This is a genomic window from Rhodococcus oxybenzonivorans, assembly GCF_003130705.1.
GTDB lineage: Bacteria > Actinomycetota > Actinomycetes > Mycobacteriales > Mycobacteriaceae > Rhodococcus_F > Rhodococcus_F oxybenzonivorans.
Map to the genome: position 1 here is coordinate 633612 of NZ_CP021355.1, position 18138 is coordinate 651749.

General features: G+C 66.2%; 22 protein-coding genes and 5 pseudogenes. 12 read left to right on the top strand and 15 right to left on the bottom strand.

Features of this window, described 5'->3' with window-relative positions:
- Nucleotides 1-84: 84 nt before the first annotated feature.
- Nucleotides 85-231, bottom strand: coding sequence for a hypothetical protein (locus CBI38_RS38125; RefSeq protein ID WP_162603369.1), 147 nt, complete (start codon nt 229-231; stop codon nt 85-87).
- A gap of 45 nt (nt 232-276) precedes the next feature.
- Here CBI38_RS38125 and CBI38_RS33970 point away from each other — a divergent pair, with 45 nt between their 5' ends.
- On the top strand, nt 277-726 hold the full coding sequence (locus tag CBI38_RS33970) for a hypothetical protein (protein WP_109335842.1): 450 nt from the start codon (nt 277-279) through the stop codon (nt 724-726).
- Nucleotides 727-845: 119 nt separating this feature from the next.
- Nucleotides 846-1598, top strand: coding sequence for a zeta toxin family protein (locus CBI38_RS33975; protein ID WP_230990322.1), 753 nt, complete (start codon nt 846-848; stop codon nt 1596-1598).
- Between the two features lie 31 nt (nt 1599-1629).
- Here CBI38_RS33975 and CBI38_RS40845 read toward each other — a convergent pair whose 3' ends face one another.
- Nucleotides 1630-2334 carry a DUF4193 family protein gene (locus tag CBI38_RS40845; RefSeq protein WP_230990323.1) on the bottom strand — a complete coding sequence of 235 codons (705 nt, stop codon included), beginning with the start codon at nt 2332-2334 and terminating at the stop codon, nt 1630-1632.
- Nucleotides 2335-2804: 470 nt separating this feature from the next.
- On the opposite strand from CBI38_RS40845, the pseudogene CBI38_RS39760 reads away from it, so the two are divergent.
- A pseudogene (locus CBI38_RS39760) lies at nt 2805-2894 on the top strand (hypothetical protein); the annotation flags it as partial.
- Nucleotides 2895-2944: 50 nt separating this feature from the next.
- Here CBI38_RS39760 and CBI38_RS39765 read toward each other — a convergent pair.
- Both CBI38_RS39765 and CBI38_RS39770 read right to left on the bottom strand, forming a co-directional pair.
- Nucleotides 2945-3124 (bottom strand): hypothetical protein, encoded by a 180-nt coding sequence (locus tag CBI38_RS39765; protein ID WP_230990324.1) that lies wholly within the window; start codon nt 3122-3124, stop codon nt 2945-2947.
- Between the two features lie 165 nt (nt 3125-3289).
- Nucleotides 3290-3646: a hypothetical protein gene (locus CBI38_RS39770; RefSeq protein ID WP_230990325.1), complete on the bottom strand. Its 357-nt coding sequence runs from the start codon at nt 3644-3646 to the stop codon at nt 3290-3292.
- 137 nt (nt 3647-3783) lie between these two features.
- Between CBI38_RS39770 and CBI38_RS33990 the strand changes: the two genes are divergently transcribed.
- Entirely contained in the window at nt 3784-3996 is a 213-nt protein-coding gene (locus tag CBI38_RS33990; protein ID WP_230990326.1) for a hypothetical protein, read from the top strand.
- 326 nt (nt 3997-4322) lie between these two features.
- On the opposite strand, the pseudogene CBI38_RS33995 reads toward CBI38_RS33990, so the two are convergent.
- From CBI38_RS33995 to CBI38_RS34005, 3 pseudogenes are all read right to left on the bottom strand, one after another.
- Nucleotides 4323-4802, bottom strand: a pseudogene (locus CBI38_RS33995) (IS3 family transposase); the annotation flags it as partial.
- Nucleotides 4803-4824: 22 nt separating this feature from the next.
- A pseudogene (locus tag CBI38_RS34000) lies at nt 4825-6045 on the bottom strand (IS110 family RNA-guided transposase).
- Nucleotides 6046-6328: 283 nt separating this feature from the next.
- A pseudogene (locus CBI38_RS34005) lies at nt 6329-7067 on the bottom strand (IS3 family transposase); the annotation flags it as partial.
- Nucleotides 7068-7192: 125 nt separating this feature from the next.
- On the opposite strand from CBI38_RS34005, the gene CBI38_RS38130 reads away from it, so the two are divergent.
- The 3 genes from CBI38_RS38130 (at nt 7193) to CBI38_RS34020 (ending at nt 8676) form a co-directional block, all read left to right on the top strand.
- Nucleotides 7193-7492 (top strand): hypothetical protein, encoded by a 300-nt coding sequence (locus CBI38_RS38130; protein ID WP_162603370.1) that lies wholly within the window; start codon nt 7193-7195, stop codon nt 7490-7492.
- Between the two features lie 260 nt (nt 7493-7752).
- A complete protein-coding gene (locus CBI38_RS34015) occupies nt 7753-8076 on the top strand; it encodes a hypothetical protein (protein ID WP_109335844.1) in 324 nt (107 codons plus the stop codon).
- A 252-nt stretch (nt 8077-8328) separates the two neighbouring features.
- Nucleotides 8329-8676, top strand: coding sequence for a hypothetical protein (locus CBI38_RS34020; protein ID WP_109336123.1), 348 nt, complete (start codon nt 8329-8331; stop codon nt 8674-8676).
- A 335-nt stretch (nt 8677-9011) separates the two neighbouring features.
- Here CBI38_RS34020 and CBI38_RS34025 read toward each other — a convergent pair whose 3' ends face one another.
- Nucleotides 9012-9302, bottom strand: coding sequence for a DUF4193 domain-containing protein (locus CBI38_RS34025; RefSeq protein ID WP_109335845.1), 291 nt, complete (start codon nt 9300-9302; stop codon nt 9012-9014).
- A 282-nt stretch (nt 9303-9584) separates the two neighbouring features.
- Nucleotides 9585-9887, bottom strand: a complete 303-nt coding sequence (locus CBI38_RS34030; RefSeq protein ID WP_230990327.1) for a hypothetical protein — start codon at nt 9885-9887, stop codon at nt 9585-9587.
- 493 nt (nt 9888-10380) lie between these two features.
- Between CBI38_RS34030 and CBI38_RS39775 the strand changes: the two genes are divergently transcribed.
- Together CBI38_RS39775 and CBI38_RS34040 are read left to right on the top strand one after the other, a co-directional pair.
- Nucleotides 10381-10845 (top strand): winged helix-turn-helix domain-containing protein, encoded by a 465-nt coding sequence (locus tag CBI38_RS39775; RefSeq protein WP_230990328.1) that lies wholly within the window; start codon nt 10381-10383, stop codon nt 10843-10845.
- A complete protein-coding gene (locus tag CBI38_RS34040) occupies nt 10842-11099 on the top strand; it encodes a hypothetical protein (RefSeq protein WP_109335846.1) in 258 nt (85 codons plus the stop codon). Before CBI38_RS39775 ends, CBI38_RS34040 begins: the two co-directional genes overlap by 4 nt.
- Here CBI38_RS34040 and CBI38_RS34045 read toward each other — a convergent pair.
- Nucleotides 11071-12159, bottom strand: coding sequence for a PDDEXK nuclease domain-containing protein (locus CBI38_RS34045; protein WP_109335847.1), 1089 nt, complete (start codon nt 12157-12159; stop codon nt 11071-11073). The genes CBI38_RS34040 and CBI38_RS34045 overlap by 29 nt on opposite strands.
- A 250-nt stretch (nt 12160-12409) precedes the next feature.
- On the opposite strand from CBI38_RS34045, the gene CBI38_RS38135 reads away from it, so the two are divergent.
- Both CBI38_RS38135 and CBI38_RS38665 read left to right on the top strand, forming a co-directional pair.
- Nucleotides 12410-12553, top strand: a complete 144-nt coding sequence (locus CBI38_RS38135; RefSeq protein WP_162603371.1) for a hypothetical protein — start codon at nt 12410-12412, stop codon at nt 12551-12553.
- Between the two features lie 203 nt (nt 12554-12756).
- A complete protein-coding gene (locus CBI38_RS38665; RefSeq protein ID WP_204165021.1) occupies nt 12757-12927 on the top strand; it encodes a hypothetical protein in 171 nt (56 codons plus the stop codon).
- Between the two features lie 93 nt (nt 12928-13020).
- On the opposite strand, the gene CBI38_RS34050 is transcribed toward CBI38_RS38665, so the two are convergent.
- The gene (locus tag CBI38_RS34050) at nt 13021-13302 is read right to left on the bottom strand and encodes a hypothetical protein (protein ID WP_109335848.1); all 282 of its coding nucleotides are present in this window, start codon (nt 13300-13302) and stop codon (nt 13021-13023) included.
- Between the two features lie 373 nt (nt 13303-13675).
- On the opposite strand from CBI38_RS34050, the pseudogene CBI38_RS39780 reads away from it, so the two are divergent.
- Nucleotides 13676-14088: pseudogene (locus tag CBI38_RS39780) on the top strand (winged helix-turn-helix transcriptional regulator).
- Here CBI38_RS39780 and CBI38_RS34060 read toward each other — a convergent pair.
- Genes CBI38_RS34060 through CBI38_RS34075 form a run of 4 tightly spaced genes read right to left on the bottom strand, consistent with a single transcriptional unit; the run spans nt 14085 to nt 18030 of the window.
- Nucleotides 14085-15359, bottom strand: a complete 1275-nt coding sequence (locus tag CBI38_RS34060) for an NtaA/DmoA family FMN-dependent monooxygenase (protein ID WP_109335849.1) — start codon at nt 15357-15359, stop codon at nt 14085-14087. The pseudogene CBI38_RS39780 and the gene CBI38_RS34060 overlap by 4 nt on opposite strands.
- On the bottom strand, nt 15359-16285 hold the full coding sequence (locus tag CBI38_RS34065; protein ID WP_109335850.1) for a MetQ/NlpA family ABC transporter substrate-binding protein: 927 nt from the start codon (nt 16283-16285) through the stop codon (nt 15359-15361). Before CBI38_RS34065 ends, CBI38_RS34060 begins: the two co-directional genes overlap by 1 nt.
- A gap of 39 nt (nt 16286-16324) precedes the next feature.
- A complete protein-coding gene (locus CBI38_RS34070; RefSeq protein ID WP_109335851.1) occupies nt 16325-17017 on the bottom strand; it encodes a methionine ABC transporter permease in 693 nt (230 codons plus the stop codon).
- The gene (locus CBI38_RS34075; RefSeq protein WP_109335852.1) at nt 17014-18030 is read right to left on the bottom strand and encodes a methionine ABC transporter ATP-binding protein; all 1017 of its coding nucleotides are present in this window, start codon (nt 18028-18030) and stop codon (nt 17014-17016) included. The genes CBI38_RS34070 and CBI38_RS34075 overlap by 4 nt, the downstream gene beginning before the upstream one ends.
- Nucleotides 18031-18138: the final 108 nt, after the last annotated feature.

The window sequence follows — 18138 nt, forward strand, 5'->3', positions numbered from 1 at the left end:
CCCGATCTGTCAATTGTAGGACCAGAAGTCGAGCTCCCGGTTCCGCGCGATCGCCCGCATGCCTTCCCCGGGGATGTCGCGTTCTCACAACCTCGCCTGGAGCCGGGGCGGGATCGCATTGTGGCCGCCCTCGACCACCTGATCGAGAAAGTACGGCTGTGGTCGGGCCGTGTCGAGTCGGCGGGCCAGGGTCGTCGCGATGCCCACGGCCAAAGCCCGGTGGGTGGTCATCCGCGGTGATACCAGTATGTATAAGTGCAGTTGGAGGCGGTTTGTGTGGCGTTGACCGGTGATGTCGAGCGTGATCTCCGGGCGATCCCGGCGGAGACGGAACTACTGCAGATCAAGTTGCTGCGTGCGGTGGCGCACGCGACGGACAATCAGGTGCCGCAACGGGTGATCGCGAAGAATCTGGCGGTCACGCAACCGGAGGTCAGCCGGACCGCGAAGAAGCTGCGGTTGAACCCGTCTGCCCTCGACCGCTCCCCGCGGGAGGTGCTGCTCGAGCATGCCGCGAAGCGGATCGATCACGATCGGATGATGGCCGAACTGATCGCCTGGGACTACACCTTCGGCCATGTCCCGGCTGACGACCCGCTCGGGGAGAGCTATGTGCGGGGCACATGGGATCAGATCGAACGCTCCCGCGACCTGCTCAGTGATGATGACTATCGGGTGCTGCTCGCGGCCACCGCGGATCGGCGTGCGCAGGCGAATGCACTCTGACCCCGCTGCCGTCGCTGCCGACCTCGAAGCCTGGTGCCGGCCCGGCGGGATCCTCGACAAGAACGGTCCTGCCGCCTCGATCCACCTGTTCGACCCGGTCGCTCGACGCCGCACCCGGGATGCGATCGTCGACGCCTACCTCGCGGAACAAACCGACGTCGGGGTCGGCCGTCAGTTCCTGGCGCCCACGACCGCCGGGCCCACCGGGGGGTGGGAAGTCGTCGAGTATCGACCGCCGGCACCTCGCCGGGCAAGGATGGCGGGTACTCGATGCGGACACGATCAAGGACTACCCGCTCCGCGACGCCATCGAGCGGGGCGTCTACACCGACCTGCTGAGCATCGACCTTTCGGACGGGCACCGGCTGATGCCTCGTGAACTCGCCACCCTGGTGCACACCGAGTCGACGAAACTCCTCGACACCATCACGGAGATCTGTCTGTCCCGCGGGGAGAACCTGGTCCTCGAGGGCACGTTCAGCTGGCCCGGCCTCGGCCCGCGGCTCATGCGCGATCTTGCGTACGCGGACTATGAGAAGTTCACGATCCTCGATGTCGAAGCACCCCAACACATCACCCGCGCCCGGGCGTTGACCCGGTGGTGGCGGGGCCGGCAGGAAGCGTTGCGCGGTGGTGGCGGTCTTGGTGGCCGGTTCACCCCGGGGTTCGTCATCGACGCCCTCGACACCGGTGACTCCGAGGAGACGGTGTGCGCCTGCAACGCGAGGGCTGCGTTCGATCACCCACTGTCCGCGGAGATCCCGACCGTCGAGTTGCTCGTCGAGCATGCCGACGGCGGTGACGTGACGTGGGTGAAGGAGAACGGTGTGGTGGTCTATCCGCAGGTTCCGGCCGATCGACCCGAGCCGTGACCGTCCGGGTCTGCGGCGCAGTCGCGGCCGATCAGCTGCTGCTTGTTGACGAGTCGCCTTGGTGATGGACCAGGAGGCAACTGGTGCAGGTGGATTCGTCGGATTGTCTGCCGATGAGGCGGGCGGCGAGTTCTTCGCCGGGCAGGTCGGCGCCGGGGTAGTTCGACGGTTCTGCGGTGTCGTTGTCTTCGCCGTCCACGGCGGGGCCGGGTTGGTAGTCGGTGCGGTGCCACAGGCGCATTCGGGTGACCGGGGTGGGGAGGAATTCGGGTTCAGCGCGTACCGGGCCGCGGATCCCGGGCAGGGACACGATCCGGCCGATCCGCCAGATCGCGGTGGCGTGGGAATGCTGGGTCGACTTCGTGATCTCGTCGAGGGTGTCGATGTACCTGCGGGCGGCCGTGCCGGGGTTGTCGGTGATCATGACGGCCTCATCGGTGATGGTCGAGCCGCGGGAAGCGCCGGTGGATCCGGCGACCGCCCGCCGGCTGGTGACGAGAACGCCTGCGTGCAGATTCGCCGGTGGACAGCACCCGCACCCCGGCCTGAAAGGTAGTGGGTGAGGGCGGTGGGGGAGGTGGTGTGCGCGCGGAAGGCTGGCGCGGGCGGTGTTGACGACCAGGACATCCCCGGCACGCAGCGGCAGCGGATCGGGGGTGTTGGCGTCGAGGTAGGCGATCGCCGCGTACCGCGGCCCTGTGGGGACGACGATGACGCCGACTGCGAGTGACCACACTCCACATGCGGTGCCGCGGTCATGACAGTGTTCTCCCGGCTGCTGGGGAGGTGGCCGGCGCGCCTGCGCCGTAGGGTTCGGTACCGCTGCTACGCGAGTCCGGGAGACGCTGCACCTCCGGAATTTCCGGCACAGTCGGCGGTGGGTAGATGGTGGGCCGTAAGGCGCACGCCCGCTCGCCGCCCTGAACTAAAGAAATCGTCAAAGCCCGCCACACTAAATCACCAGACGCCGAGGATATTTCGGGATTACGTAGGAGATTAACCCCTGCCATGGTGGGCCACCCCTCGTCCTGCCTAAAGCTCGATGCGATGTGAGTGTGGGCTCCAAAAGGGGTCGTGTTGGTCTGCCCACATGGACAATGTCTTTAGACAACTGAAATGTCAGTTCGGATGAAGCTTCCGCATTACCGAGACGGACCTGCCGTTACTGTGTGCGGTCGACGATTGCCGATGTAGAAGGAGAGCACGATGGCGGTATCACCGAGGACTTCCGAAGGTTCGGCGAAGAGGACGACCAGGGAGATCCGTGAGTGGGCGATCGGAGAGGGCCGTGAAGTGTCGCCCCGCGGTCGGATTTCGGCCGAGATCGAGCAAGCTTTCCATGACGCTCAGGCAGAAACGGCGCCAGCGAGGAAGGTGGCCGCGAGGAAGACGGCCGCGAAGAAGGCAGCGGCGGCGAAGAAGGTGGTTGCGAAGAAGTCACCGGCGGCGAAGAAGGTGGCTACGAAGAAGGCTCCGGCGAAGACAACAGCGCCGAAGACGACGGCCGCCGAGAAGGAGGTCGCCACGAAGGCGCCGGCGAAGAGAGCGGGTGCGGCCGGTAAGGCTCCGGCGAAGACGACGACTAAAGAGATTCGCGAGTGGGCGATCGGAGAGGGTCGCGAGGTGTCGCCCCGTGGTCGGATTTCGGCCGAGATCGAGCAAGCTTTCTATGACGCTCAGACAAAGGAGGTTCAGGCAGAAGCGATGCCGGCGAAGAAGACGCGTGTGAAGAAGGTAGTCGCGAGGAAGGCTCCGGCGGAGACGTCGGTCGCGAAGAAGTCAGCAACGAAGGCGGCAGGAGCGAAGACGGCTGTGGAGTCGGCCGCGGAGACGACGGCCGTGAAGAAGAAGGTCGCGAGGAAAGCTCCGGCGAAGACGTCGGTGGCGAAGACGTCGGTTGCGGAGTCGGCAGGGGCGAAGTCGGCGGCTGCGGAGTCGGCGGTTGCGGAGTCGGTGGTTGCGGAGTCGGCTGCGGAAGCGACGGCCGTGAAGAAGGCTCCGGTGACGGGAGCGGCGGCGGGCACCACTCCGGCGAAGGCGACGACCAAGGAAATTCGCGAGTGGGCAATCGGGGGAGGGCCGTCATGTGTCCCTCCGCGGTCGGATTTCGGCCGCGATTGTGCGAGCCTTCCATGACGCTGCGGCAAAGTTGCCGCTTCCGCTCGGCTGAAACAGGTGGGGGTCCGTGATCGAGCCTGACCGACCGACTCCTGTTGCCGCGGTATGCCGTCGCGGCCGGGCCGTCGCCCGCGCCGCGATGGAGGGTGATCGCATGTTCGGCGCTGTGGAGGTCACCCTCGAGAAGCTTGCTGAGTTGCTCGAACGCCATATCCTCCCCGTGACCAGGATGCTGCGCCGCACTGACTTTGTCTCTCGTGGGTCGAGCGGCGCGCTCTGATGGCCGCCCGTTCAGGGCAAGAAGACGGTGTGCGATCGAACCGCAGCAGACCTCGAGCGTCGACTCGCCATGCTCGCCTATGTACGCGGCTGTCTCCGTGGGTCGGAGGGCGAAGAGTTCCGCATCCCGACCACTGCGCTCGACGAGGTTCTTGACGAGAGGGGGGCAGTGTGGAGCGATCACTGTGGGATCCGAGGTTATTGTTGGCGGTGCAGCACCCCGAGGCATGGTGGTCGCGATGCAGTTCACCCTGGGTCGGGGACGGTGGTGCCGGGGTGGTGCGGTCGGGTCAAGTGAGGTTGCCCCTTGAAGGTGGACACCGGATTTCATGCGGCGACTGACAGCGTAGACGACGCGATCAGTCGTTGTTCGAAATCCACTGGGGTGAGGTATCCGAGGGCGGAGTGACGGCGACGTCGATTGAAGTACGAGAGCCACTCGAACAGCTCCAGCCGTGCCTGCGACTTCGACGTCCAACTCCGTCCGTGCAGCCACTCCCTCTTGAGTCCTTGGAAGAACGACTCGGCGAGAGCATTATCGTAACTTGACCCGACCCGTCCCCGACTCTGCTGGATCCCATGACGGCGGCATACATCGACGAAAGCTGCTGCGGTGTACTGCGTTCCGCGGTCACTGTGGAAGATGACGCCACCGACGTCACCACCGCGGGTGCGCACCGCCATCTCGATCGCGTCCGTGACGAGATCGGTGCGCATGTGGTCGGCGATGGACCAGCCCACCACCCGGCGTGAGCAGATGTCGATCACCGTGGCCAAGAACAACCACGAGGATCCCACGGGGATGTAGACATCCCACGCGGGTCAGATGTCAAGCAGCCGCCGGTTGAGACGGGATCTGATGGTCGGGCCAGGCGGCGTGGTCGTCCCAGGGTTCGTTGTGTTGCAGACACCACCACATGCGTCCGAGGAGCTTGTTGGCGAGGTTGCGCAGCGCGGCGTTGTGGTGGTCGCCGCGGCTCGCCGTTTGTCGTAGTGGGCACGTGCGCCCGCTGATTTGGTGAGGGTGACGAACGCCCACCAGTGGCAGGCGTCGCCGAGTCGCTTGTTGCGGACCTTTCGCGCCTTGACGTAGTGCGATCGGCCCGAGGCGCGGGTGATCGGCGCAGTGCCGGCGAACGCGCGCAACCCGTTCGCCGTCGCGAACCGTGCAGGATCGTCGCCGACCTCGGCCAGGACCCGGGCGGCGAGAATCGGACCGAGACCCGGAGCCGACCGCAGGATCGGTGCGAGGGGGTGGCTGTCGAATTCGCGACCCAGCGCGTTCTCCAGGCTGTCCACGGACTGCTGCATCGAGGCGATGACGGCGAGCAGGCCGGTGACAGCATGACCGAGTGCCTCCTCGACCTGCGGCGGCTGCCCGAGCGCGGGCGTTTTCAGCTCCCGCAGGATCCGCTCGACCAGGTTCGGGTCGTTGCGTCGGCCACTGTGATGCAGGAGCGCCACAACTTTGCGTCTGATCAGGGCTCGACCCGATGCAGGGGTGGGCGCCGCGGAGAGCACCGCGACCGCGGCGCGGTGCTTCAAATTCGGAAATGCCTGCAGTGCACCAGGATAAAATTCCAGCAATACAGAACGTAGTCGGCTGATGGTCTGATACAGCGCCCAGATCGCCTCCTGGTGCTGACGGGCGAGGGCCTTGATCGCCCGGCCGTGTTCGCTGATCGCCGGCATCGGACGGTGCATCGCTCGGTCGGTGCGCAGAATATTCGCCAGAATCGCGGCGTCACCCGGATCGGACTTGCCGCCGGCCTGTCCGTGGCGTTCGCGGTAGCGGGCCACCGCACGGGGTTGATCGGGTATACGGTGAATCCTGCTTCCACCAGGGCCACGACGAGTAGATTCTTGTCGGTTTCGATCGCGATAGGGGTGGTGCCGGGTGCGCCTCCGCTCTCCGCGATTACCTCCAGCAGCGCGGTCAATCCCGCTGTGCCGGTGTCGATGCGCTTCCGGCGACGACGGTGCCGTTCTCGTCGACGAGGGCGACATCGTGATGCACTTCGGCCCAATCGATCCCGCAGTTGATGCTCATGTACAACCTCCTGTCCAGCGGCGTATTTTGCTGTGAGCTCGGGGGTTGTGCGGCGACCTAATGGAAGCGCTCTTCGGCGCGGCATCTCACAAGCCGATCACGTGCCCCAGCGACTGGCAGGGTCACCGTCTACATTCAGACCTCTCACACAGTCGGTTGCCATCACAGCAGTGATCCCCTTCCAGCAGCTCAATGCTCAGACTGCGCCTGGATCGGTAATATCTCAGGGACCTCCCGCCAGTCGCCTTGTGCGTGTCGGATCGTTGGTCCGACTCACCCATTAGGTGATGTCCCCACACCATTTGGTATCGACAGCCGTAGCGGTGAAGTCTCGCATCACCAGATCCGGCACCGACGGAGCCGACTTGTCCGCGATAGTCGTGCGCTTGCTGCGGCGCAGGTGCCGGCCGACCACGTGGTGGATTCGCATCAGCCGGGTCACCCGTTTGCGGTTGATCTTGCGTCCGCGGGAGCGGAGTTCGGCGTGAACGCGCGGGGCGCCGTAGGCGCTGCGGTGCTCGGCATGGATGGCGCGGATCTCGGCGACTGTCGCAGCCTTCTCCGCCGCGTGCTCGGCGCGAGCATCCTCGGTGGCCAGGTGCCGGTAGTAACCGGAGCGGGAGGTTCCCAGCACCCGGCACAGCCGCTGCACGCCGAACTCGGCGCGATGGTCGGAGATGAAGTCCCAGCGGCGGGTCTTCACTTCACCTCTTTCGCGAAATACGCGGCTGCCCGGCGCAGGATTCGCGTTCGAGCTGCCATTCCTTCTCGGCACCGCGTAACCGGGCGTTCTCTGCCCGCAGCCGCGCGAGCTCGTCCGCTTCGGTCTCCCCACCGGCGGTGCTACGGGCCTCCGGGCGTCCATTGCGGGCGGTGTCCTTGCGGACCCACGTCCGTAGCGTCTCGCCACTGATGCCCAGGTCCGCGGCGACCGCCGCGTATGTGCGCTGGCCGTCGGCCGCGCGGTACAGCGCGATCGCGTCCTTCCGGAATTCCTCCGTGTACAGAGACTGGCGTCCCACTTCGACATCCCTCCTGGCTCTACTAGAACCATTGTCAGGGGTGTCCACTCCAAGGGGGCAGCCTCACAAGCCGGGTGGCGACCGCGCACGCGGTGGCCGTGTTGGCGGTTCACAGGTGCGCCAGCATGGGGAACAGGGCGATCGCGGAGACTGTGATGCCCGCGGCGCTGGCAACGACGCCCAGTAGGGCCCGCAACGATGCCGCCTCGTCGTCCGCTACCGCGGACCGCGACGCGGCGATGGCGCCGCAGACCACCGCGGCCACTCCCCAGGAGGGAGCCGAGTGCGACCACCCAGAAGGATGCAACGGACAATGCGCCCAGGGTGATCGACACGGCGGGCAACCACCAGCCATGCTGCTCAGCAATCTCGTTGCCGTCGACGGAGGAACACAGGCGGGAGACGGCGACGGTTGGTGGATGTAACGGACACCGAGTTCGTATCCGACGAGGTCGCCGCGTTCGCGCAACCGGTGGGCGGGGTCCAGCCGGTTGCTGTCGCGCGAATGCAGCGAGTCGGTTGTGTGCTGGGCGCATCTGGGTGTCCGCAGGCGGCAACGTGGCAGTCGACTGCTCCGGGGCGGTTCGATCTCGGATTGTGTTCGTGCTGATCGGGTCGCGTACCGGGCCGGTCGGGTGCTTATGCTCGATCTTGGGAGTTTCGCCGAGCGAAGAGGTGCAGCAGCATGGCCCGAAACAGCGGCAACCGGCCGGTCGATGGCCCGGAGTTGACGGTCGGTGCCCGGGTGCTGGTCCGCAGGAGCGCCGGAGCCGATCTCACCGGTGAGGTGGTCGAGGATTATGCGGCGGTGACCGATCCGGGCGGTGGTGGGCACGAGTGGGCGCCGGTGCATCGGTGGGCGGTCGCGCTCGACGACGGGCGGCTGGTTTTTGCCGACACCGAAGACCTGACCATCGATCCGGGCTTCCACCGCTCCGCCGCGAACCCGGACCTGAACCCGAACCAGGAGTCGGCTGTGCGGGCACCCGGCCGACACCGGGGAGAGTGATCGACGGCAGCCGCTTCGTGGCCGGTTCTGGGCGGCGCCGGGCATCGTGCACACGAATTGCGCTACCCGTCAGTCGATTGCATGAATCGTGCGGATGAGGTCCCGGAGGGGGGTACGTCGATCTCACCGGACGATCTGTCGGGGTATGCCTCAGTCGTGGCATAGCCGCACCGGACGTGTTTGCGCTGTGGTGTTGTTCGGAACTGGGGCTTCTGGCTTACCGTGTCGGGTATGAGAGGTGATGAGGCTCGCGTGGCCCGGGACTTCGCGGGGTGGTTGTCATCTCAGGGGTGGACGGTGGTGACCGATTCGGATGTCGTGGATATCGTTGCCGAGAAGGACGGTCGTCGGCTCTACGCCGAGGTCGAGGGTGCGTCCACCGTGCCGGGGTTGGATGTCGATACCGCGATCGGGCAGTTGGTGAGGCGGATGCCGAGCGAGGCGGATCAGTCGGTGTCGTTTGCGTTGGTCGTGCGGGACGAGCCTGGGTCAGTGGACGCGGCGGGGAGGGCACCTCAGCGGGTTCTGGATTTGTTGGGGATGGCGCTGTATGCGGTCGATGAGGACGGTGGCGTGCGGCAGCTCTTCGGCCGCGCATGAAGACCTGCCGCCCGGCACGGGCGGAGACTGGCCAGCAGGGTGGCCATGAGCATCGCCATATCCCGTGATGGTGGGCTTGGTGCGGTGATGGGGCTACAGCTCAGTCGGTGAGAGCCGTGTCCTCGGAATCGGTGGTCGCGGGTTTCGAGCCCCGCCCGCCCCACCGCCTCCATTGCAGGTCGCCGGGAGGTACCTGAGACGAAGACATCGCGCGGGTCGAGTGTGTGCGATGCGGTGACATACGGCGGTGGCAGACTCCGCGCAGATCAGCCGACCCGGAGGATTGCACCGTTACTGGTGTGGAGACGTTCGGGTCCTCTGATGCTCCGACGGTCTCAGGCGCAGTCGCGGCAGATCAGCTGTGCGGCGTCGGCGATGCGGCTGCGGTGGTGGACGAGGAAGCAACTGGTGCAGGTGAATTCATCGGCCTGCTTCGGGATGACGCGGACGGTGAGTTCTTCGCCGGACAGGTCGGCGCCGGGCAGTTCGAAGGACTCGGCGGTGTCGGCGTCCTCGACGTCCACGACGGGGGACTGGGTGTCTTTCCGGCTGGCGGTCAGCTGTTCGAGGGAGGTGTCCGCCTCGTCGGATTCGGTGACTCTGGGGGCGTCGTAATCGGTGGCCATGGCTGTGTCGTCCTCATGCTCTGGGTGTTCGGACTCGCCAGGATAGGACGGGGTCGGTGGCAGTATGCAACCGGGCGGCTGCCGCCCGATCCCAGGCGGACGGGGATCGTGCCCCGCCGGTTCGGCTCGGTGGCCGCCAATTGACCCAGTGTCGTTTGCTGTCAGAGGAATTGGCTGGATCGGTATCGGGACGGGGGGGCGCGTGGATCTTTTTCGCGGCTGGCCGGTGCGGTGATTGGTCAATCTGGATGTCGGCGCATACCCAGCGGCCAGGGCGGGAATTTATAGGTGCGCCAGCATGGGGAGCAGGGCGATCGCGGAGACGGTGATCCCCGCGGCGCCGGCCACGACGCCCAGTAGGGCCCGCAACGATGCCGCCTCGTCGTCGACCACTGCGGACCGCGAGGTGGCGATGGCGCCGCAGACCACCGCGGCTACTCCCAGGAGGAAGCCGAGTCCGACCACCCAGAACGACGCAATGGACAACGCCCCGAGGGCGATCGACAGGGCGGGCAACCGCGAGCAATGCTTCCGTTTCTCGTTGTGGTCGACGGAGGAACTCATGCGGGAGACGGCGGCGGTCATGGTCCTCCTTCAAGCGGTGACGAGTTGGGTCGGCGGGCACGGTTCGCTGCATCAGAGCCGGGCGCGTCGTCGGGCCTGTTCGGTCCACGAACTCGCGCGGCGTTGTCGAGGCCTGCTGACCACGGCTCCGTGCTCAAAGTGCAGGCGTTGACGGTCGCGGCTCGGTCGAGATCTCACAGCTTGTGACCCGGACCTCAATGACAATTTAGCACTTAGACCGGCAGAGTGCTAACTCTTTTTGCTAAGTAACAACCGTGCCGTCATGGATCTTGCACCCGGTCCAGTGTCGGGCGTGCGGGCCCCTGTTCGGAACGGGGCGCGGTGTCCGGGTCGACGTCCGGTGATCTGACTCGACATTCACCGCGTTAATAGGGTCGCCGCCGACGGCTACTGCCCCCGAATGTCGGTGGGGTCGGCAATGGGGCGGGCGGTATCGGTCCGCTTTGGGTAGCTGTGGTGGAATGATTCAAGATGAATCAGGAGGTGCGTGGTTGTGGACACCATTGATCGCAAGGCCTTGGCCGCCCTTGATGCAGCGGCCGCACGGCGCAGGGTCGCCGACCTCGATGTCCGGCGGGCGGTGGCCGAGGCCAACGCCGCCCACATCACCCAACGGGTGATCCATGAGCACATCGGAATCTCCCAACCTACGATTCACCGCATGCTGCGCACCGTGCTGGAAAACCCGGCCCTCCTCGACCGAACACCGACCGAGGTCATCGACCGCCGCACCGCCGGCGAGATCAGCGATACCGAGATGATGCAGGTGCTGCTGGACTGGAACTTCACCTTCGGCACGGTTCCGGTCAGCAGCGGCATCTCGGCCGACGCATACGAGCCCGGCAGCTGGGACGAGATCGAACGCGCCTACTACCGCGGACTGCTCACCGACGACGAGATCGGCCGGTTGACGGAACGCAACACCGACGCCCTCGAGCAGGCGGCACGGTCTGCGTGAATTCCCCGGATCCACTGCGCGGCAAGGTCGCCGCGCAGCTCACCGCCATGTCCGTACCCGGTGGCCCGCTGCACACCAAATCCGACACCAGCACGATGATCCGCTTCGCGGCATCCCTCACCCGGCTGCGGTTCCGACGCACCGTCATCGACCGGTATCTGGCGCGGGAAACGCCACCGGACTCTACGTTGCAGAGCGTTCCGCCGGCACCCAGGGCGCGGGTGTTCAACTGTCGGTGGCCGGCCCAGGGATAGGGGGCGGGGGGTTGTGGGGGTGTCGGACGTCCCGGATGGCGTCGGCGAGGTCCGCGGCTGTCGGTAGGGCGGGCCGGAGGTCGGCGGGCAGGGACCGGTGTGTGGTGTAGGTGCTGACGGCGAGCGGCGAGTCCAGACCGCGAAGGGCGTATTCGACGACGATGTCGTCGCGGTCGGCGGCGAGGAGGATGCCGATGGTGGTGCCGTCGCCGTGCTCGGGTTTGCGGAGCAGGTCATCGACGGCGTTGACGTAGAAGTTGAGCTTGCCGATGTGTTCGGGCTCGGCGTGGCCGATTTTGAGCTCGAAGACGACGAAGCGGCGCAGGCCCAGGTGGAAGAACAGCAGATCGAGGTAGTAGTCGGAGTTGCCGACGGTGAGCTTGTACTGGCGTCCGACGAAGGAAAAACCACCACCGAGCTCGGTGAGGAAATGGGTGAGTCGGCCGATGAGGGCATCTTCGAGTTCGCGTTCGCTGTAACCGGCGTCGAGGCCCAGGAAGTCGAGGTTGTACGGATCCTGCAGGATTTCGTGGGCGAGGTCGGATTCGTGCGCCGGCAGCGTGGTGGGGAAGTTGTTCGGTGCGGCACCGACACGCAGATGTCTGTCCGAGGTGATGTGGTGGACGAGTGTGGCACGGGACCAGCCGTGATGGGCCGCCTGGCTGGCGTACCAGTCGCGGACACGGGGGTCGGGGACACGGTCGAGGAGGACGAGGATGTGTCCCCACGGCAATTGCGCAGCAGGGTGCTGCGCAATGGGGTCGGGGTACGCGGTGGCAAGGGTGCGCATGTAGACCAGATTGCGTTGCGACAGTCCTCGCATGCCGGGGAACTCGGTGCGCAGGTCGTCGGCGAGCCGGGCAATGACCCGGGTGCCCCACCCTTCCTCGTTCTGCCGAGCGCGGATCAGCTTCCCGATCTTCCAGTACAGGAGGATCAGTTCGGTGTTGACCTTGCGAGCAGCATGAACACGGGCGGTGCGGACCTGGGACTTGATGTCCTCGAGTAACGCGCCGTAGCCGGCGGGCTCGATTTCTTCTGCTCGACTCATCGTCGCCATCTTCTCCCATCCGACCGACAGATGGTGCAGCCGGGCGTACAGACATACATCCGGCCTCTGTATCGACCTCTAAGGCACCGGCTGGTCGTCGCTTCTCGAGAAGTGGAAAGACGCGGGGAACCGGCATTTACGCAGCAAGCTGCTGCGCAAATAGGCATGCCGAGGTGAGGACGTCACGATCGCGGTCCTCAACCCCAGGCCGGCCTGGCGGGAATCAATCAGGACGGCTTACTGGCCGGATTCATTTGGCGTGACTACCGAGACTCCCGCATCGAGCCCTTACCTGCACGAACATCTGGTCGGCACCCTGACCGCGGCGGGGGTGCGGTCCGACGCACGACCGCACACTCCGGTGATTTTCGGTGCCGACACGGCCAAGACGGACGCGCCGTGATAATGGTTGAACAGGCACACCACCGGACAACACCATCGATGCCACAGGTGCTGTCGCCGACCGGGGATAAGGACGGAACCGTGTCATCGACTTCCCCCTTGTCGACTGCCTCCTCGGAAGGGCTCATCGTTCGGACGCAACCCGGCAGGGTCCGGATGCGTGGGCACCGACCCGGGTGGGTACCCCGTAGATGGTGATGTGAGATGACCTCCCACGACGCGCTCCGACGTTGGATCGCGCAGCAGATGTGCCTTGACCTCGAGACCGCCGATCCGGCTGCCCTGGTCTACCTCGAGGAGGTGACGGCGGTGGCCGAGGCGGGCTACGTGCGGTCCCTCCTCGAGCTCGGGAGTTACCGTCCCTTGGTCGGTTGACCTCCGGACAGGTCCCCGCCCGGTTGCGTGTCGAAAAGTCGATCCGACCCGAGGGCGTATTCTCTTCGCATTCAGCCAGATTCGTCCGCCCGGTCAGGGAGCGGGCGGGTGGTACTGCCCGTACACGCCGCCGGGGTGGCCCTGCAGGTACAGGTTGTGCTCGTAGGTCGCTCGCGCGGCGAGCTCCTGCCGTCGTACGTGCTCGGCACCCTGACGGGCGCGGTGGTTCTCCCACACTCCGATGCCGCCGTACGCGATCGCGGCGAGGGCAGCGCCTGCGGCGATCACCCACCAGTACTTGATGATCAACCCGAGCACGAACAGGACGCCCAGACCGGCCAGGACGGGATGTCGGGCAGCGAAAGACCGGCCCACGTGCTACTTCTTCGTCAGTGTGACGACGACCGGATCGCCCGCCGGCGGCGATGGTGCCCGGGCCCGGCTCAATGCTGACGGCGGTCCAGTTCGCGGCCATGATCACAAGGGTGTCATACGGGTCGGCGGAGGCGAGGGAGACGTTGGTCAGGCCGAACGTGGACAGTTCCTGTTGCACGATTTCACCGTTGCGTCCAGCGACGGCAGGTCGCGTGACCTGAGTCGGAACCGTGGTGGGCGCTGCGGTCGTGGTGGTGATCTTCGGTGCCAGTGCCGCGACCGCAGTGGTGGTCGGTGCAGTGGCGGCGGACTTGTTGTTGTTGCAGCCGCCAGCGAGGCCGGCGATGACGGCGGGGAGCGGGCGCAAGCGAAGGTGGAATACGAGGCGTTCCTGGCGACCTGTCCCAGCCGACAGCTCCTCGACCGGATCTGCGACAAGTGGGGACGCTGGTCCTGACGGTGCTGGGCAGCGACGGACCACGTGAGGGCGAAGACTGCATCGGCGAGCCGCGGCATTTGCGCTACCTGGAGCTGTCCCGCCGGCTGGCCGGAGTCAGTCAGAAGATGCCCACAACAGACGCTGCGCTCCCTCGAACGCGACGGCCTGCTCACCCGCACGGTGACGCCGCCGTGCCGGTCACGGCACCTACGAGCTGACTGACCTCGGACTCTCGCTCCACACCCTCATGAGCGATATCAAGGCGTGGGTGGAGGTGCACATGGACGAAGGTTCTCGCTAACAGAAATGACTACGACACCCGCGTCGAATTAGCGCGCTGCACTTAACCACTCACGGGGAGTGGAGCGCCCTCGAAGCGTTCGCGGAGGGTGGATTCTGCGTACTCGTTCCGGAAGATCCCCTTCTTGCGGAGGAGCGGAACGACGTGATCGACGAAATCGGTGAGCCCGGAGGGGAATCCGTCCGGCATGAGGTTGAAGCCGTCCGCCGCGCCCGCCAGGAACCATTCCTCGAAGGTGTCGGCGATCTGTTCGGGTGAGCCGACGACGAGCCGGTGGCCGAAGCCGCCGGCCTTGCGGAGCAGTTCGGACACCGAGTACCGGCTTTCGAGTGCCAGTCGCACGACGGCTTCCCGGAACCCGAGCGATCCGGGGAACGTCGGATCGACCGGAGCACGGAGCAACTCCTCCGGGATCGGCCGGTCCGGGTCGAGCGAGCTCAGGTCGATGCCGAGCATGCCGCCGAGCCGTTCGGCGGAGAAGCCGTCGGCGGCCTTGGATTCCCAGTCTTCGTACCGGGCGATCGCCTCGGCCTCGGTGCAGCCCACCACCGTGACGAGGCCGGGAAGGATCTTCACTGCCTGGGGATCGCGACCGGCGGCACGCGCGACATCCTTCACGTCCCGGTAGTGTTGCCGCCCGGCATCGAGTGTGAGCTCCGCCGAGAACACAGCGTCGGCGCTGCGTCCTGCCAGCGTGCGACCCTGCGGGGATCCGCCGGCCTGCACGAGCAGGGGGTGGCCCTGCGGCGACGGCGGCACGGGCAGTACACCGTGAACGTGGAAGAACTCCCCGTCGTGGTGCACCGGGTCCCGGGTGGTCGCCGATTCCCACAGTGCCGTCACGACGTCCACGAATTCCGTGGCCCGGCGGTACCGCGACTCGCGGTCCGGAATCCGGGAGCGACCGAAATTGTGGGCGGTCCCGGCGTGGAACGTGGTCACCACATTCCACGCCACCCGTCCGCCGGACACGACGTCGAGGGAGAGGAATCGGTCCGCCAGGTCGAACGGATCGTTGAACGTCGTCGACGCCGTGCCGATCAGGCCGAGGTGCTCGGTCGCGCTCGCCACCACCCCGAGCACGGTGGTCGGTTCGAGGGCCCGCGTCGGCTTGACGGCGGGATCCTCGCGGAGCGCCGGACCGTCCGCGAGGAACAGCGCGTCGAGGGTGCCGCGTTCGGCGATCTGCGCGACCTCGGTGTAGTAGTTCGGGTCGATGAACGACGTCGGGTGCAGGTCGGGAGCCCGCCACGCGGACGGGTGGAAACCCACGTCCAGCACGTTGACGTTGAGGATGACCTCTCGTTGCGCGGGCATCAGCCGGCCGGCTTCGCGGCCGCGCCGTCGAGATTGGTCTGGCTGCGGTCGGTGGCCTTCGCCGATTCGATGCTCTGCGCCACCCGGGAGAAGAACGGGTCGCTGTCGATGAGCTGGCCGATCCGCGGGTCGTGGTAGGTGTCGAGCAGCGGCGCGAAGTCGGGGTTGTCCTTGTTCGTCTCGTTGATGACGACCTCGATCCAGTACAACTCGTAGGCGGGGGCGTTGAAGACGATCTTGTCGTCGGGGACGTCGGCGAGGTCGAAGTTGGACCGCCAGCCCAGCGCCAGGTCGATGTCGGGGAGGGTGCGCGGCAACTGCGCCAGCGCGGCCTCGGTAAACTCGAACGACTTCGGGTTGTCCTTGACGTCGCGGATGGTCACGCGCGACGGGTCGACACCGTCCTTGAGGGTGAGCTGGCCGAGGTCCTGCAGGGTCTGCAGTGCCTGCGCCTGATTCGACGGGTCGTCGGGGATGGCGACCTTCGCGCCCTTCGGGAGATCCTCGAGTTTGCCGTACTTCTCGGAGTAGCCCGAGAACTTGAGGACGTACCAGTCTCCGGCCGCATACAGTCCGAGGTTGCCGTCCTCGTTCTGCACGCGCATCCATTCCTGATGCTGGCTGTGGTTGGCGTCGATGTCGCCTTGGGAGACTGCGAGATTCTTGAGCTTCGAATCCTCGATCTGGACGGGTTCGACGGTGATGCCGTGGTCGGGGGCGAGTTTCGCGACTTCCTTGGCGAGCTTTTCGTCCAGGATCGATCCGGCGGTGTATCCGATCTTGAACGTGGTCTGCGGGCCGTCGCCCTCGGTGCGGTCGTTGCCCTCGGCCGCGCCGCACGCGGTGAGGAGGAGAAGGAGGGTGGCCGTCAGTCCGCCTGCCGCCGCAGCGCGGGCGCGCGTTACCGAGCGGGGTCGATTCGTCATGGGTGTTGTCCTCTGATCTGGGTGGATGTGAAGGAAGGTTCAGCGCCGGTTGGTGAGGCGGGCGGCCAGATCGCCGACGAGCTGGATGACCTGGACCAGTACCACGAGTGCGATGACCGTCGTGATCATCACGGTGTTGTCGAATCTGTTGTAGCCGTAGGCGATGGCGAGGTTGCCGATGCCGCCTGCGCCCACCGCGCCGGCGATCGCCGACATGTCGAGGATGCCGATCAGCGCGATGGTCAGAGCGCCGATGATCGTCGGGACCGCCTCGTGGAGTTGCACTTTGCGGATGATCTGAAAGTTCGACCCGGCTGAGGCCCGGCCCACTTCCACCACTTCGGGGGGAACGTCGCGCAGCGAATTCTCGATCAGACGCGCGACGTACGGCGTCGCGGCCAGCGTCATCGGAACCGCCGCGGCCTGCACCCCGAGCGACGTGCCGACGATGAACCGGGTGAACGGAATGATGGCGGCCATCAGCACCAGGAAGGGAAGTGATCGACCGAGGTTGACCACCCAGCCCGCGACCGCGTTGACCGCCGGGTTGGGGAACAACCCGCGGGGAGCGGTGTTGTGCAGGATGACCGCCAGCGGAGTGCCCAGCAGGATGGCCAGGATCACCGTGATCCCGACCATCTGCACGGTCTGCTGCAGGGCGGGGAGGAACAGCTCGGGAAGTTCGTCGACCGGAGTCGAAATGGCGAGAACGGCAGTGCCCGGGGCGCTCATGCCGCTGCCTCCTCGGTGGTACGCGCGGATGTGGCGTTCTCGACCCGGGTTCCGTGCAGGCCCCACGACGACAGCAGGTCGCCGACGGACGGATGCTCACCGGCCACCGAGATGGTGACCCGACCGGCCGGGCGTCCGCCGACCGATTCCACGGTCCCGGACAGCACCCCGATCGACCAGCCGGTGGCCTTGCCGAGAAGTTCGATCCAGTTGGTGGGAACGGTGTCGGAGCCGTAGGTGACGTGCCAGAGCACGTCCCGGTCCGCCGTGGTGATGTGGGAACGGTCGGGGAGGAGGCCGACACCGAGTTCGGACCGGGGATCCCGGAGGAGTTCGATCACCGGGCCCGATTCCACCACCCGCCCCGCATCGAGGACGGTGACCACGTCCGCGACCTGCCGGACGACATCCATTTCGTGGGTGATCAGCACGATCGTCAGTCCGAGGTCGTCGCGCAGTTCACGAAGCAACGCGAGGATGGATCGGGTGGTACTCGGATCGAGCCCGGACGTCGCCTCGTCCGACACCAGGACCTTGGGGGCGAGTGCCAGCGACCGGGCAATCCCCACGCGCTGCCGCTGCCCGCCGGACAGCTGCCGAGGGTAGAGGTCGGCCTTGTCGGACAGACCGACCCGTCCGAGCAGCTCCTCCACCCGTGCTCGCCGCTCGGTGCGGCCAACACCGGCGAATTCGAGCGGCAGGGCCACATTCTCCGCCGCCGTGCGACGGGCGAGGAGACTCGACGCCTGGAAGATCGTGCCGATCGCGCGGCGCTGATCCCGGAGCCGGCGTTCGGACAGTCCCGAGACGTCGACACCGTCGAGCAGAATGCGCCCCTCGGACGGACGCTCCAGCAGGCTGATGATGCGCGACAGCGTGGTCTTGCCCGCACCGCTCTGGCCGATCACCGCCGCGATCTGGCCTGTGCCGGCGGAGAAGTCGATGTCGTGGAGCACTTCGACGGAACTGGATTTCTTCCCGAATCGTTTCGTGACGGAACGGACTTCGATCATGCTGAACCACCTGTGTCGGATGACGGCACCTCGGGTCGGCCGTCGGGACGGAAAATCCCGGCCCGCGAACGGGCCGGTCGATTCCCGAAACGATAGGCGTGGGTAAAC